Below are 13,064 nucleotides of genomic sequence, written 5' to 3'. Positions count from 1 at the left end.
CCTGTCGTCACCAGCTGAGCGTGATGCGGACGGTATCGGTGTAGGTGCCCGCGGCGACGGGCGCGGTCAGCGTGGCGCGCGCGCGCACCGGCAGCAGGCGCGTGCCCCCGGCCGCGAAGGACAGCGGCACGGCGGCACCCGCCCAAGGGGTCGAGGATCCGTCCGCGAACAGGCGATAGGCGATCGTGTCGGTGCCGCCGCTGCGTTGCAGCCGCCGCTCGCCCGCCGCAGCGTGATCGCCGGTGTCGGCGGTGACGTTGACCGTCATCCCCGGCGTGCATTCGATCGACAGACCGGCGCCCGCGGTGGAGACGAGCGTCGCGTCGCCGATGCTGCCGGGCACGCCCGCGACCCGCCCCAGGTCGATCGTGCCCCAGCGCCCGCCCGCATCGGTCGCCACCAGGCAGCCGGGCAGGATGCGCGCCGACACCTCGAACGGCTTCGCCGTTTCCGCCGCGGCGGGGCTGGCGGCGATCAGGAGAAGGGCCGGCGCGGCGCGCATCACCAGCTCAGCGTGACCTGGACCGTGTCGGTGTAGCGGCCCGCCGCGATCACCGCGCCGCCGCTGTTGACGCGCGCATAGATCGGCACGGAAAACGGCGTGGTGCTGGCGGTGCCGAGCGTGATGCGGCTGCCGATCGTCAGCTCCGACGTGCGCTGCGCATCGGTGAACAGGCGATAGTCGAGCATGTTGCCGCTCGACGCCATGCGGCGCTTGCCCGCGGCATCGTTGCTGCCCGCGCCGATCGTCAGCTGCGGCGCGACGCCGGGCGAGCACAGGATCTGGAGCGCGCCGAGCGACCCGACGAGCTGGCCATCGACATTGCCGAAGATGCCGGGCTGGTCGGGGAAGTTGATGTCGCCGAGCGAACCCAGGCTGGCCTGCGGCGCCTGCGCGCCGTTGACCACGCAGGCGTTGGTGACGGTCAGCGCCACCGCGATCGTGCCCGTGGCGGTATCCGCGGACGCCGCGGCGGGGGAAAGAGCGGCAACCGCGACGGCGGCGGCAGCGGCGAGGGCGGCGGTCCTGGACATACGGGCGGTTCCTGTTCGCGTTGATGCGCACAGACCTCTCCGGGGCTGGTAAAGGCGTTCTTACCTGTGCCGGCCCCGGTTCCCGCGGTTCGACCTAAGTCGAAGGTGTCGCTGCATTTTCCGCCAGCCGACGATCGATCAGCGCGATCGCGCGGCGGGCCTCGCGCCGGGCGGTGGCGCGGACCGCGGGGTCGCCGCCGTCCCGTTCCGACAGCGCGCGCCATGCCTGCCCGGTGGCGGTGAACCCCAGGGTGCCCGCGACGCCGGCGATGCGATGCGCCAAATCGCGCACCTCGTCCCCGTCCAGCGCGGCGACCGCGGTGGCGAACAGGTCGCGCAGCCGCGCGATCATCGAGGCGATCTGTGCCGCGCCGAAGCTGCGTTCCAGCCGGTCGAGCGAGCGATGCTCCACGCCCGGGTGCCAATGCGCGGCGACCCGCGCCAGCTCGTCCACGGTGAACGGGCGCGGCAGCACGGCATCGAAGCCGAGCGACAGCAGCACTGAAGGACCGGTCGGCCGCGTCGTCGTCAGCGCGATCACCGGCGCGGTCGCCGCCGGCCCGGGCAGGCGGCGGATCGTCGCGATCGTGTCGAGCGCGGACGGCGCCTGAACGCGCATGTCGAGCAGGACCAACGCCGGGCAGGGTGACATCGCCGCGATCGCCCCCGTGCCGTCCGCCACCGCGGCGACGACCCAGTCGTGGTCGGCCAGCACGCGCGCGGCACGGTCGCGCGCGGTCGCGTCGGTATCGGCGATCACCGCCCGCGGCGGTGCCGCCGGCGCCTCACCGGCGCCTCTAAATTGTAAGTTATTTTCTAATCCGTCCCCGCTCGACATTCGCGGCTGGTCCTGAAACAATGTTGGTAGATCAATATGTTCGGATAAGATACCGGGCAATGGGGCGTAACGAAAGAATGGGTGGCCATGTGCTGGTCGCCGACGATCATCCGTTGACTCGCGAGGGGCTCTCGCTGGCCGCCAGGGCGGCCTTGCCGGGCGCGACCGTGGTCGGCGTGGGCACGGTGGCGGAGGCCACCGCGCAGGCCGAGGCACGGGGCCGGTTCCGCATGGTGCTGCTGGATTTCCAGCTGCCCGATGCGCGCGGCTATTCCGGGCTGCTGGCGTTGCAGATGCACGATCCGGGGGTGCCGATCGTGGTCGTGACCGCGCACGAGGATCCCGCGCTGGTGGAGGCGGCGAAGGCGCTGGGCGCGGCGGGGTTCCTGTTCAAGAGCCTGCCGCTCGACATGATCGCGGCCAGGCTGCGCGAGATCGACGCCGGACAGACCAGCTTTCCCACCAACGTGGGGGCGAGCCCGGCGGTGGCGGCGGCGCGCGCGCGGATCGACAATCTGTCGCCGGCGCAGCACCGCGTCCTGATCGCGCTGGCGGACGGGCGCTCCAACAAGCAGATCGCGCGCGAACTGGACGTGACCGAGGCGACGATCAAGGCGCATCTGTCCGCCATCTTCCGTCGCATGGGCGTCAGCAACCGCGCGCAGGCGATGCTGGCGATGCAGCCGCTGCTGGGCGAGGTGGTCGGCAGCGCGGACGCCACATGATCCGGCCGGACCGTCGCGCCGCACTGCCGCTGAAGGCACCGTCGCTGCGGTGGTTCCTGCTCGCGGCGCTGGCGGTGCCGGCGTTGCTGGCGGCGCTGATCGCATGGCTGGGATCGGACTGGGACCGGGCGGAGGCGGTGCGCGTCGGCGCGGTGGCCTCGGCGGAGCGGCGCGCGGTGCGCATGGCGCTGCTGGCGCGGCTGACCGATGCGGAGACGGCGCAGCGCGGCTATCTGCTGACCGGGGACGCGGCGTTCCTGCGCCTGTACGAACCGGCGCGGATCGCGACGCGCCGGCATCTGGCGCGCCATCCCGACGATCGCGTCGTCGCGCCGCTGGTCGCGGCCAAGTTCGCCGAGCTGGACCGCACCATCGCGCTGTTCCGCCGGGGCGACGCCGACGGCGCGCGCCGCGTGGTGGCACGGGGCGAGGGGCGGCGGGTGATGGCCGCGCTGCGCACCGTGCTGGGCCGGATGATCGCGGCCGACGAGCGCCGCTACGAGGCGCAGCGGCTGGCCTATGCGCGCTATCGCGAGCGGCTGCGCATGGTCCTCTGGCTGGGCAGCGCGATGCTGGTGGCGGTGCTGGGCGCGTTCCTGGCGGCGGTGTGGCGGCTGCGGCGGCAGCGCCACGCCGCGCTGGTCGAGGCGTTCGAGGCGGCGGAGCGCAATGCGACGGTGCTGGACAGCACGATCGACGCGCTGCTGATCCTGAACCCCAGCGGCACGGTGGAAAGCATGAACGCGGCGGCGACGCGGATGCTGGGGCACAGTTCCGCCGAGCTGGAGCGGCGCGATATCGCGACGATCATCGACCTGGCGCCGGGGCAGGGCAGCTTCCACCAGCGCATCGGGCTGGTCGACGGGCAGTTGCGCCGCGCCTTCTTCCCCGACCGCACGATCCGGCATCGCGACGGGCGCGAGGTGATGGTCGATGTCGCGATCGGGGTGATGCACCTGCCGAGCGGCGTGCATCTGGTGGTGTCGCTGCGCGACATTTCGGAGCGCAAGCGGATCGAGCGGGTGAAGGACGAATTGATGTCCACCGTCAGTCACGAGCTGCGCACGCCGCTGACCTCCGTCGTCGGGTCGCTGGGGCTGTTGCGCGCCGGTGCGGCGGGCGAGGTGCCGAGCGGGCCGGCGCGGCTGATCGAGATCGCGGAGAACAACAGCCGCCGCCTGATCCGCCTGATCAACGACATGCTCGACATCGATCGCATCGAATCCGGGCGGCTGGAGATCGCGCGCGCGCCCGTCGACCTGCGCGACGTGCTGGCGCGCGCGTGCGAGGGGAGCGAGGGGCTGGCGCGCGCGGCGGGGGTGTCGCTCGACTGCGTCCAGCCGCCCGACCCGGTGATGGTGGAGGGCGATGGCGACCGGCTGTTGCAGGTGGTGACCAACCTGCTGTCCAACGCGATCCGCGCCGCACCGCGCGAATCGAGCGTCGGCCTGACGCTGGTGGTGGAGGAGGGGCGCGCATCGATCGCGATCGACGATCGCGGCGCCGGCATCCCCGCGGCGTTCCGCGATCGCATCTTCGGCCGGTTCGAACGCGCCACCCCGGAGGATGGCGCGACGGGCACCGGACTGGGCCTCGCCATCTCGCGCGAGATCGTGGTGCGCCATGGCGGCAGCATCTGGTTCGAGGATCGTGTCGGCGGCGGTACGCGCTTCGTCGTCGCGCTGCCGCTGCCGGTGTGCGCCGACCGCGACCATCCCGGCTGCGTCACCGTGCTGGTCTGCGAGGCGGACGAGCAGGCGGCGCGCGACCTGATCGCGATCGTGGTGGGCGAGGGATGCGGCTATGACCTGGCGCGGACCGCGGGCGAGGCGCGCGCCGCGATCGCGCGCCACGGCTATAGCGCGCTGCTGGTCGGCTGGTCCTTCACGGAGGAGGGCGGGGCCGCCTTCGCACAGGCGCTGCGCCGCGACACGCCGCGCGTCGACGTGCCGGTGGTGGTGGTGCCGCCGGAAGACGGCGAGCGGCGCGGTCCGGGGCTGGACATGATCGACTGGATCGACATGCCCAGCGACACCGGGCGGCTGACGCAGGCGTTGCGCGCGGCGCTGGCGCGGCGTTCGTCGCGCAGCCCGATCGTCCTGCACCTGGACGACGATCGCGACCTGCTGGCGGTGGTGGCCGCGGCGCTGGAGCCGGAGGCGCGGGTGATGATCGCGACCGACCTCGCCGCGGCGCGCGCGATCCTGCAACGCGTGTCGCCCGACGTCGCGATCCTCGACATGAAGCTGGCGGCGGGCGCCGGTCCGGACCTGATCCCGCTGCTGGTCGATGCCGATGGTGCGGCGATCCCCACGATCATCTATTCGGCGCAGGACGTCTCCGCCGAGGTGGCGCAGCGCGTCGATGCGGTGGTGGTCAAGGCGCGCGACGCGATCCCCGACCTGAAGGCGACGATCCGCCGCCTGCTCCACGCGCGCGACGGGGGCGCGGCATGACGCGGCTCGCGCTCCTCTATGTCGACGACGACGACGATATCCGCACCGTGGTGGAGATGGCGCTGGCGCTGGACGCAGACATCGCGCTGCGCGTCGCGGCGTCGGGCGCGGAGGCGCTGACGGCGGTGGCGGGCGGCTATCGCCCCGATGCGATCGTGCTGGACGTGATGATGCCGGGGATGGACGGACCGGCGGTGCTGGAGCGGTTGCGCGCGCTGCCCGCCACCGCGACCGTGCCGGTGATCTTCATGACCGCGCGCGGGCGGCAGGCGGACCTCGACTTCTATCGTGCGCGCGGTGCCGCGGGGGTGATCGTCAAGCCGTTCGACCCGATGACGCTGCCGACGCAGATCCGCGCCCTGCTGTAGCGCGTCAGCGCCGCCGCGTGCCGCGCCCGCGCGTCATCGGATCCGGCCGCGGCGGGGGTGTCCAGCCGGGCGGTGGCGCGACGCGCTGCTGGCTGGTGCCCAGCCCCATCGCGCCGGGGCGCTGGCGCGTCAGGCCGCTGGTGTCGGCGCGTTCCGCCGCCGGCGCGCTGGCGCCGCCGCGCATCAGGTTGATCCGGTCGCGCAGCCGCGTCGCCTCCTCGAAATCGAGCGCGCGCGCCGCCGCCTCCATCCGCTGTTGCAGGGTTTCGATCGTGTCGGTCATGCCGCGTCGATGCCCGGGACCGGCGGCGGGTTCCCGGTGCCGGCACGACGCGCGTTCGTCTCCCACGTCGCGGCGCTGCGATAGCCGCGCGGCGAGATGCCGGCGTGGCGGGTGAAGAAGCGGCTGAAATAGGCGGGGTCGGCGAACCCCAGCGAATAGCCGACCTCAGCGATCGACAGGTTGGTGTAGAGGAGCGCCCGCTGCGCCTCCAGCAGGGCGCGCTGGTCGAGCATCGCGGCGGGCGACTGTGCGGCCACCTGCGCGCAGGCGACGCGCAGCCGGCTTTCGCTGCTGCCCAGCGCGGCGGCATAAGCGACGATCGGCTCGCGCAGGCGGAAGCGTTCCTCCACCCGGGCGCGGAACCGGGCGACGAGCGCGCTGTGATGGCCGGGTGCGGCGACGACCCCGGAGGATGCGCCCGATACGGTGCGCAGCGCGCCGACGAGGATGGCGAGCAAGGCCGCATCGACCGCGGCGCGATGCCCGGGCGCCGACCAGCCCAGTTCGCGCATCAGGTCGCCGATCGCGGCGCGGACCAGCGCGGCCCTGGTCGCGTCGATGCGCTGTACCGTCGCGCGGTCGAACACGGTGGCCAGGTCGGGGTAGGATGCGCATAGATCGTTGAGGTGACGGATCGACGCGGTCAGCACCGCGCCGGTCGACTCACGCTGCCAGTCGAAGCCGTGGACGACGCCGGGCGGGACGATCAGCAGCGACGGGGCGTGGATCGCGAAGGTCTCGGCCTCGGCGCGCATCGTGCCGCCGCCTGTTTCCAGCAGGAAGATCTGCGCCAGATCGGCATGGGCATGCGGCAGGATCGTCCAATCGCTGGGGCGCGAGCGATCGTCGAGCAGCTCGGCATGGACGAAGTCGGGCGCCACCGCCCGATGCGGCTCGCCATAGAGATAGAAGCTGGGAACCGGGCGGGTTTCCATCGCTCGACGCTAGATGGGGTCAAGCGGATTGTCCAACTTTTCGCGCGGCGCGTCCATCGTGGCGGGCGGTGGGCGCGGGCATGATGGCGGCGCGGCGAAAGGACGGCGCGAGGAGAGGTGGCATGAGGCATCGCACGCAGGTGGCGATCATCGGCGCGGGACCGGCCGGCATGTTCCTGGCGCATATGCTGCGCGCGGACGGAATCGACGCGCTGGTGATCGAGCGCCGCGACCGCGCCTATGTCGAGGGGCGCGTGCGCGCGGGCGTGCTGGAACAGGGAACGGTCGCGCTGATGCGCCGACTGGGGCTGTCGGACCGGCTGGAGCGCGAGGGGCTGGTGCATGGCGGCACCAACCTTTCCGTCGACGGCGACGTCTTCCGCATCGACATGGCGGCGCTGACCGATGGCGCGACGGTCACCGTCTATGGCCAGCAGGAGGTGATGCGCGACCTGTTCGGTGCGGCGGAGGCGCGCGGCGTGCCGATCGTGTGGGACGCCGAGGATGTGGCGCTGGACGGGCTGGACGGCGATCACCCGGGCGTGACGTGGCGCCGCGAGGGCGTGGCGCACCGGCTGGACTGCGACTTCGTGGTCGGTTGCGACGGCTATCACGGGGTCAGCCGCGGCGCGATCCCGGCGGACGTGCTGCGCACGTTCGAGCGCGTCTATCCGTTCGGCTGGCTGGGCGGGCTGGCCGACGTGCCCCCGGCGTGCCACGAACTGATCTATGCCAACCACGAGCGCGGCTTCGCGCTGGCATCGATGCGGTCGCCGACGCGCAGCCGCTATTATATCCAGTGCGCGCTGGACGAGGATGTCGCCGACTGGTCCGACGACCGCTTCTGGGACGAATTGTGCCTGCGCCTGGGCCGCGACACCGCGGCGACGGTGACGCGCGGCACGCTGTTCGAGAAGTCGATCGCGCCGCTGCGCTCCTTCGTCGCGGAGCCGATGCGCTGGGGGCGGCTGTTCCTGGCCGGCGATGCCGCGCACATCGTTCCGCCGACGGGAGCCAAGGGCATGAACCTGGCGGTGTCCGACGTGACGATGCTGGGCGCGGCGCTGGCCGAACATTATCGCGACCATAGCGACGCGGGCATCGACCATTATTCCGCGCGCGCATTGGCGCGGGCGTGGAAGGCGGAGCGCTTTTCGTGGTGGTTCACCTCGATCACGCACCGTTTCCCGACGATGGATGCGTTCGACCGGCGCATCCAGGTCGCGGAACTCGATTATCTGCGCGGCTCGACCGCGGCGCAGCGCGCGCTTGCCGAGAATTACGTCGGCCTACCGCTGGAGGCAGCATGAAGAGCAAGATCTATGACAGCCCCGCCGCCGCGCTGGACGGGCTGCTGTTCGATGGCATGACGATCATGTCGGGCGGCTTCGGCCTGTCGGGCAATCCCGAGAGCCTGATCCCCGAGATCCGCGCGCGCGGGGTGTCGGGACTGACCGTCATCTCCAACAATGCGGGCGCCGACGGCTTCGGCCTGTGGATGCTGCTGGAAAGCCGCCAGATCGCGAAGATGATCTCCAGCTACGTCGGTGAGAACAAGCTGTTCGAGCAGCAATATCTGTCGGGCGAGCTGGCGCTGGAGCTGAACCCGCAGGGGACGCTGGCGGAGCGTATCCGCGCCGGCGGGGCGGGCATCCCCGCTTTCTATACCAGGACCGGCGTCGGCACCGTGGTGGCGGAGGGCAAGCCGGTGGAGACGTTCGAGGGCGAGGAATATGTGCGCGAAACCTGGCTGCGCGCCGACCTGTCGATCATCAAGGCGTGGAAGGCCGACCCCGCGGGCAATCTGATGTTCCGCAAGACGGCGCGCAACTTCAACCCGAACATGGCGACCGCGGGCAAGGTGACCGTGGTGGAGGTGGAGGAGATCGTGGCGGCGGGCGCGCTGGACCCCGATGCGATCCACACGCCGGGCATCTATGTCGACCGCATCGTGCGCTCGACGATCAACGAGAAGCGGATCGAGAAGCTGACGACCCGCCAACGGGAGGCGATGGCATGAGCTGGACCCGCGACGACATGGCCGCGCGCGCCGCGCGCGAGCTGAAGGACGGCTATTACGTCAATCTGGGGATCGGCATCCCGACCCTGGTCGCCAACCACGTACCGGCGGGGATCGACGTGACGTTGCAGTCGGAGAACGGGCTGCTGGGTATCGGCCCCTTCCCGTTCGAGGGGGAGGCGGACCCCGACCTGATCAACGCCGGCAAGCAGACGGTGACGACGCTGCCGACGTCGAGCTTCTTTTCGAGCGCCGACAGTTTCGCGATGATCCGCGGCGGCCATATCGACATGGCGGTGCTGGGCGCGATGGAGGTCAGCGAGGGCGGCGATATCGCCAACTGGACCATCCCGGGCAAGATGGTGAAGGGCATGGGCGGTGCGATGGACCTCGTCGCGGGGGTGAAGCGCATCGTCGTCGTGATGGAGCATGCCAGCAAGAACGGCAGCCCGAAGATCCTGCCCGCCTGCACCCTGCCGCTGACCGGCAAGGGGTGCGTCGACCTGATCGTCACCGATCTGTGCGTGATGGCGTGCGACCGGCCCGGGCTGCGGCTGATCGAGCTGGCGCCGGGGGTGACGGTGGATGCGGTGCGGGCGCGGACCGGCGCGCGCTTCGAGGTGGCGGACGGGGTGGCGGCGTGAGCGCGATTCCCGGCTATGCCCGCGACGATGCCGGCGCGCCGCCGCTGCTGGTGCCCGACTATCGCTCCACCGTGCAGCGCGCGCCGCGGCATGCGCCGATCGCGATCCCCGCGACGCCGACCGAGGTGACGGGGCCGCACGACGGCTGGGAGCGGTTGATGGGGCCGGCGCTCGCCGACCTGACGCGGCAGCATCGCGGCGAGCCGCTGGGCCAGCGGATCATCGTCGCCGGGCGCGTGCTGGACGAGGACGGGCGCGCGGTGCCGCATACGATGATCGAGATCTGGCAGGCGAACGCCGCCGGCCGGTACATCCACGCGCGCGACCAGTGGGACGCACCGCACGACCCGAACTTCACCGGCGCCGGCCGCGTGGTGACCGATGCCGAGGGGCATTATCGCTTCGTCACCGTCCGTCCGGGTGCCTATCCCTGGGGCAACCACCGCAATGCGTGGCGGCCGGCGCATATCCATCTGTCGCTGCTGGGGCCGGCCTTCGCGACGCGGCTGGTGACGCAATTGTATTTCCCCGACGATCCGCTGATCGAGATCGATCCGATCGCCAATGCGGTGCCGATGCCGTACCGCCAGCGGCTGGTGGCGCGGCTGGACATGGACGTGACCGAGCCGGCGCGCGCGCTCGGCTATCGCTTCGACGTGGTGCTCAAGGGCCGCGATCAGACGCCGTTCGAGGAGGGCGATCATGACCATTGATCCCGCCGACCGCCGCCCCGCCGCCCGCGTCGACAATCAGGACGCGGCGCTGTTCGGCCAGACGCCCAGCCAGACGGTCGGCCCCTTCTTCCATTACGGTCTGCCGTGGAAGGGCGGCGCGGACCTGATCGGCGCGTCCGGCATGGGGGCAAGGACCGACCTGTTTCCGCCCGAGCACGACGTGCTGAACGTCGCCGTGCGCAGCGGCGTCCCCAACGGGCATGTGATCGAGCTGACCGGCCGCGTGATCGACGGCGCGGGCGCCGCGGTGCCCGATGCCATGATCGAGATCTGGCAGGCGGATTCGAACGGCCGCTTCGCGGGCGAGGCGGGCAGCGACCCGCATTTCGTGGGCTTCGGCCGGGCCGCGACCGACGACGACGGCCGCTACCGCTTCCGCACGATCCTGCCGGGGCGGGTGGCGGGGCCGGGCGGCGTCCCGCAGGCGCGGCATGTCGCGATGTCGGTGTTCGCGCGCGGGCTGGTCCGGCGAGTGGTGACGCGATTCTATTTCGCCGCGACCGAGGGGCTTGCGGACGATCCGATCCTGGCGATGGTGCCGGCCGGGCGACGCGATACGCTGATCGCGCGATCCACGGGCGAGGGCATATGGTCGCTCGACCTGATGTTGCAGGGAGCGGGTGAAACGGTGTTCTTCGATCTGTGAGCGACTGGTTGCGCCTCCGCCCCGCCGCGACGCCGGCGATGATCGCCGTGTTCGACGATGCGGCGACGATCGCGCAGGCCCGATCGTTCGAGATCGCGCTGGCTCGCGCGCAGGCGGCGCACGGCCTGATCCCCGCCGACGTGGCGGAGGCGATCGCGCAGGGGCTGGCCGCCGCCACGATCGATCCGGCCGATCTGGCCGACGAGGCGGCGCTGGCGGGGACGCTCGCGATCCCGCTGGTGCGGCGGTGGCGCGGCGTGCTGACGGGGGCGGCGGCCGACGCGCTGCACCGCGGGGCGACGAGCCAGGATGTCGCCGACAGCGTGATGATGATGCAGGTGACGGCGGCGTCCCGCCTGCTGGCGGCGGACGCGCGCCGTGTCGCGGCCGCGCTGGCTGGCCATGCCGTGCGGCATCGCGCGACCCGGGCGATCGGGCGGACGCTGTTGCAGGATGCGGTGCCGGTCGCGTTCGGGTTGCGGCTGGCGCAGGCGGCGCGCGGCATCGCCGATGCGACCCGGCTGCTGGAGACGGCGGTCGCGGATCATGCCGTCGTCCAGCTGGGCGGCGCGGCGGGAACGCGCGCGGGTCTCGACGGACAAGGTGCGGCGATCGCGGCGCACATGGCGGCGGCGCTGGGGTTGCAGGCGAGGGCGCCATGGCATGCGCGCCGGACGGGATCGTGCGCGATCGGTGCGGCGGCGGGCATCCTGACCGGTGCGCTCGGCAAGCTGGCGCGCGATGTCGCGCTGCTGGCGCAGAATGCGGTCGGCGAGGCGCATGAGCCGCGGATCGCGGGGCGCGGCGGCTCCTCCGCGATGGCGCACAAGCGCAACCCCACGGGCTGTCAGGTCGCGCTGTCCGCGGCGACGCGCGCGCCGGGGCTGGTCGCCTCGCTGCTCGCGGCCATGCCGCAGGAACAGGAGCGCGGGCTGGGCGGCTGGCAGGCGGAAGCGCCGGTCCTCGCCGAACTGTTCCTGCTCGCATCGGGCAGCGCGGCGGCGATGGCGGTGGTGGCCGAGGGGCTGGAGATCGACGGAGCCGCGATCGCGCGCCATCTGGAGGCCGCGGAGGCGGGTGAGGATATCGGCGAGAGCGCGGCGATCATCGCCCGACTGCTCGGCAGCGACGAGGACTGACATGGCCTTCACCCTTCGCGATGGCGTGCGCCTCCACTGGCGTCTGGACGGCGCGGTTGGGCGGCCGGTGCTGGTGCTGCTCAATTCGATCGGGACCGACCTGTCGCTATGGGATCGGACGGTTCCGTTGCTGTCGCCCGCGTTCCGCCTGCTGCGGATCGACACGCGCGGCGCGGGCGGTTCCGACGCGCCGGAGGGCGATTACGACCTGCCGATGCTGGCGGCCGATGTCGCCGCGATCATGGACGATGCGGGCCTCGCGCAGGCGGCGGTGGCGGGCGTCTCGCTGGGCGGGATGGTGGCGATGCAACTCGCGCTCGACCATCCCGCACGCGTGTCGCGGCTGGCGCTGATCTGCACCTCGGCGACGATGGACGCGGCAGCGTGGCAGGCGCGGATCGACACCGTGCGCGAGCACGGCACCGCCGCGATCGCCGACATGGCGGTCGGCCGGTTCCTGTCGCCGGGGTTCGCCGCGCGGCATCCCGACCTCGCCGACACGCTGCGCGACGCGATCGCGCGTCAGTCGGATGCGGGCTATGCCGGCGCGGGGGCGGCGATCCGCGACATGGCGCTGGCCGGGCGAATCGGCGGGATCGCGGTGCCGACGCTGGTGGTCACCGCGACGCTCGACGTCTCGACCCCCTATGCCGGGCATGGCGAGCATCTGCTGACCATTCCCGCATCGCGTCATGTCGGCGTCGAGGGCGCGCACCTGACGCCGATCGAGGCGCCGGGCGCGCTGGCGGCCGCGCTGCGCCGCTTCCTGACCGATGACGCAGCGACGGAGACGGCGCGCGAGACGCTGTTCGAGGCGGGGCTGGTCCACCGTCGCCGCGTGCTGGGGGATGCGTGGGTCGATGCGAGCCTGGCGCGCCGCACCCCCCTGACCGCGGATTTCCAGGCGATGATCACGCGCATCGCCTGGGGCGAGATCTGGGGCCGCGCCGGGCTGGACGATCGCACGCGGCGTCTCCTCGTGCTCGCGATCACCTGCGCGCTGGGACGCTGGGAGGAGTTCGCGCTGCATGTCCGCGCCGGGCTGGAGCAGGGCGGCTTCACCCGCGACGAGTTGAAGGAAGTGTTGATGCAGGCCGCGATCTACGCCGGCGTGCCTGCGGCCAACACCGGCTTTGCCGAGGCGCAGAAGATCATCGACGCGCTGGATCGGCCGCGGGAAGACGATCTGGCGTAAGGCGCCAACGCGGCGTGGCGGAGGGTCGATCCGCCACGCCGCAGTC

General features: G+C 72.1%; 15 protein-coding genes. 10 read left to right on the top strand and 5 right to left on the bottom strand.

Going from position 1 to position 13,064, the window contains the following annotated elements; translation table 11 throughout:
• Window positions 1-7: 7 nt before the first annotated feature.
• The 3 genes from PGN14_RS09625 to PGN14_RS09615 all read right to left on the bottom strand — a co-directional run bounded on the left by PGN14_RS09625 (window position 8) and on the right by PGN14_RS09615 (window position 1,795).
• Window positions 8-502, bottom strand: a complete 495-nt coding sequence (locus tag PGN14_RS09625; protein WP_335299299.1) for a Csu type fimbrial protein — start codon at window positions 500-502, stop codon at window positions 8-10.
• Complete coding sequence (locus PGN14_RS09620) at window positions 502-1,035, bottom strand: Csu type fimbrial protein (protein ID WP_335299298.1); 534 nt, start codon at window positions 1,033-1,035, stop codon at window positions 502-504. Before PGN14_RS09620 ends, PGN14_RS09625 begins: the two co-directional genes overlap by 1 nt.
• Before the next feature lie 94 nt (window positions 1,036-1,129).
• Complete coding sequence (locus PGN14_RS09615; protein WP_335299297.1) at window positions 1,130-1,795, bottom strand: response regulator; 666 nt, start codon at window positions 1,793-1,795, stop codon at window positions 1,130-1,132.
• Between the two features lie 137 nt (window positions 1,796-1,932).
• Here PGN14_RS09615 and PGN14_RS09610 point away from each other — a divergent pair, with 137 nt between their 5' ends.
• From PGN14_RS09610 to PGN14_RS09600, 3 genes are read left to right on the top strand one after another with little or no spacing between them, the layout of a single operon-like run.
• Window positions 1,933-2,598, top strand: coding sequence for a response regulator transcription factor (locus PGN14_RS09610; protein WP_335299296.1), 666 nt, complete (start codon window positions 1,933-1,935; stop codon window positions 2,596-2,598).
• The gene (locus PGN14_RS09605) at window positions 2,595-5,054 is read left to right on the top strand and encodes an ATP-binding protein (RefSeq protein WP_335299295.1); all 2,460 of its coding nucleotides are present in this window, start codon (window positions 2,595-2,597) and stop codon (window positions 5,052-5,054) included. Before PGN14_RS09610 ends, PGN14_RS09605 begins: the two co-directional genes overlap by 4 nt.
• Complete coding sequence (locus PGN14_RS09600; RefSeq protein ID WP_335299294.1) at window positions 5,051-5,422, top strand: response regulator; 372 nt, start codon at window positions 5,051-5,053, stop codon at window positions 5,420-5,422. The genes PGN14_RS09605 and PGN14_RS09600 overlap by 4 nt, the downstream gene beginning before the upstream one ends.
• Before the next feature lie 4 nt (window positions 5,423-5,426).
• Here PGN14_RS09600 and PGN14_RS09595 read toward each other — a convergent pair whose 3' ends face one another.
• Window positions 5,427-5,705, bottom strand: a complete 279-nt coding sequence (locus PGN14_RS09595; RefSeq protein WP_335299293.1) for a UvrB/UvrC motif-containing protein — start codon at window positions 5,703-5,705, stop codon at window positions 5,427-5,429.
• Window positions 5,702-6,640 (bottom strand): helix-turn-helix domain-containing protein, encoded by a 939-nt coding sequence (locus PGN14_RS09590; RefSeq protein ID WP_335299292.1) that lies wholly within the window; start codon window positions 6,638-6,640, stop codon window positions 5,702-5,704. Before PGN14_RS09590 ends, PGN14_RS09595 begins: the two co-directional genes overlap by 4 nt.
• Before the next feature lie 122 nt (window positions 6,641-6,762).
• Between PGN14_RS09590 and pobA the strand changes: the two genes are divergently transcribed.
• Genes pobA through pcaDC form a run of 7 tightly spaced genes read left to right on the top strand, consistent with a single transcriptional unit; the run spans window position 6,763 to window position 13,018 of the window.
• Window positions 6,763-7,950: a 4-hydroxybenzoate 3-monooxygenase gene (gene pobA / locus PGN14_RS09585; protein ID WP_335299291.1), complete on the top strand. Its 1,188-nt coding sequence runs from the start codon at window positions 6,763-6,765 to the stop codon at window positions 7,948-7,950.
• Window positions 7,947-8,660, top strand: a complete 714-nt coding sequence (locus PGN14_RS09580) for a CoA transferase subunit A (RefSeq protein ID WP_335299290.1) — start codon at window positions 7,947-7,949, stop codon at window positions 8,658-8,660. Before pobA ends, PGN14_RS09580 begins: the two co-directional genes overlap by 4 nt.
• The gene (locus tag PGN14_RS09575; protein ID WP_335299289.1) at window positions 8,657-9,304 is read left to right on the top strand and encodes a 3-oxoacid CoA-transferase subunit B; all 648 of its coding nucleotides are present in this window, start codon (window positions 8,657-8,659) and stop codon (window positions 9,302-9,304) included. Before PGN14_RS09580 ends, PGN14_RS09575 begins: the two co-directional genes overlap by 4 nt.
• Window positions 9,301-10,017, top strand: a complete 717-nt coding sequence (gene pcaH, locus PGN14_RS09570) for a protocatechuate 3,4-dioxygenase subunit beta (protein ID WP_335299288.1) — start codon at window positions 9,301-9,303, stop codon at window positions 10,015-10,017. Before PGN14_RS09575 ends, pcaH begins: the two co-directional genes overlap by 4 nt.
• The gene (gene pcaG / locus PGN14_RS09565) at window positions 10,007-10,684 is read left to right on the top strand and encodes a protocatechuate 3,4-dioxygenase subunit alpha (protein WP_335299287.1); all 678 of its coding nucleotides are present in this window, start codon (window positions 10,007-10,009) and stop codon (window positions 10,682-10,684) included. The genes pcaH and pcaG overlap by 11 nt, the downstream gene beginning before the upstream one ends.
• The gene (locus PGN14_RS09560; protein WP_335299286.1) at window positions 10,681-11,823 is read left to right on the top strand and encodes a lyase family protein; all 1,143 of its coding nucleotides are present in this window, start codon (window positions 10,681-10,683) and stop codon (window positions 11,821-11,823) included. Before pcaG ends, PGN14_RS09560 begins: the two co-directional genes overlap by 4 nt.
• Window position 11,824: 1 nt before the next feature.
• Window positions 11,825-13,018 (top strand): bifunctional 3-oxoadipate enol-lactonase/4-carboxymuconolactone decarboxylase PcaDC, encoded by a 1,194-nt coding sequence (gene pcaDC, locus PGN14_RS09555; RefSeq protein ID WP_335299285.1) that lies wholly within the window; start codon window positions 11,825-11,827, stop codon window positions 13,016-13,018.
• Window positions 13,019-13,064 lie beyond the last annotated feature (46 nt).

Source organism: Sphingomonas adhaesiva, from assembly GCF_036946305.1.
Taxonomy (GTDB): domain Bacteria; phylum Pseudomonadota; class Alphaproteobacteria; order Sphingomonadales; family Sphingomonadaceae; genus Sphingomonas; species Sphingomonas adhaesiva_B.
The sequence above is the reverse complement of the archived record's forward strand: the minus strand, read 5'-3'. Positions and strand labels throughout refer to the sequence as shown.

What these genes read in the sequence shown, in the direction of transcription:
- PGN14_RS09580 (WP_335299290.1), top strand. Translation starts at nt 7,947, where the DNA reads ATGAAGAGCAAGATCTATGACAGCCCCGCCGCCGCGCTGGACGGGCTG.
- pcaDC (WP_335299285.1), top strand. Translation starts at nt 11,825, where the DNA reads ATGGCCTTCACCCTTCGCGATGGCGTGCGCCTCCACTGGCGTCTGGAC.
- PGN14_RS09575 (WP_335299289.1), top strand. Translation starts at nt 8,657, where the DNA reads ATGAGCTGGACCCGCGACGACATGGCCGCGCGCGCCGCGCGCGAGCTG.
- PGN14_RS09600 (WP_335299294.1), top strand. Translation starts at nt 5,051, where the DNA reads ATGACGCGGCTCGCGCTCCTCTATGTCGACGACGACGACGATATCCGC.
- pcaG (WP_335299287.1), top strand. Translation starts at nt 10,007, where the DNA reads ATGACCATTGATCCCGCCGACCGCCGCCCCGCCGCCCGCGTCGACAAT.
- PGN14_RS09590 (WP_335299292.1), bottom strand. Translation starts at nt 6,640, where the DNA reads ATGGAAACCCGCCCGGTTCCCAGCTTCTATCTCTATGGCGAGCCGCAT.
- PGN14_RS09595 (WP_335299293.1), bottom strand. Translation starts at nt 5,705, where the DNA reads ATGACCGACACGATCGAAACCCTGCAACAGCGGATGGAGGCGGCGGCG.
- PGN14_RS09610 (WP_335299296.1), top strand. Translation starts at nt 1,933, where the DNA reads ATGGGGCGTAACGAAAGAATGGGTGGCCATGTGCTGGTCGCCGACGAT.
- PGN14_RS09605 (WP_335299295.1), top strand. Translation starts at nt 2,595, where the DNA reads ATGATCCGGCCGGACCGTCGCGCCGCACTGCCGCTGAAGGCACCGTCG.
- PGN14_RS09620 (WP_335299298.1), bottom strand. Translation starts at nt 1,035, where the DNA reads ATGTCCAGGACCGCCGCCCTCGCCGCTGCCGCCGCCGTCGCGGTTGCC.
- pobA (WP_335299291.1), top strand. Translation starts at nt 6,763, where the DNA reads ATGAGGCATCGCACGCAGGTGGCGATCATCGGCGCGGGACCGGCCGGC.
- PGN14_RS09625 (WP_335299299.1), bottom strand. Translation starts at nt 502, where the DNA reads ATGCGCGCCGCGCCGGCCCTTCTCCTGATCGCCGCCAGCCCCGCCGCG.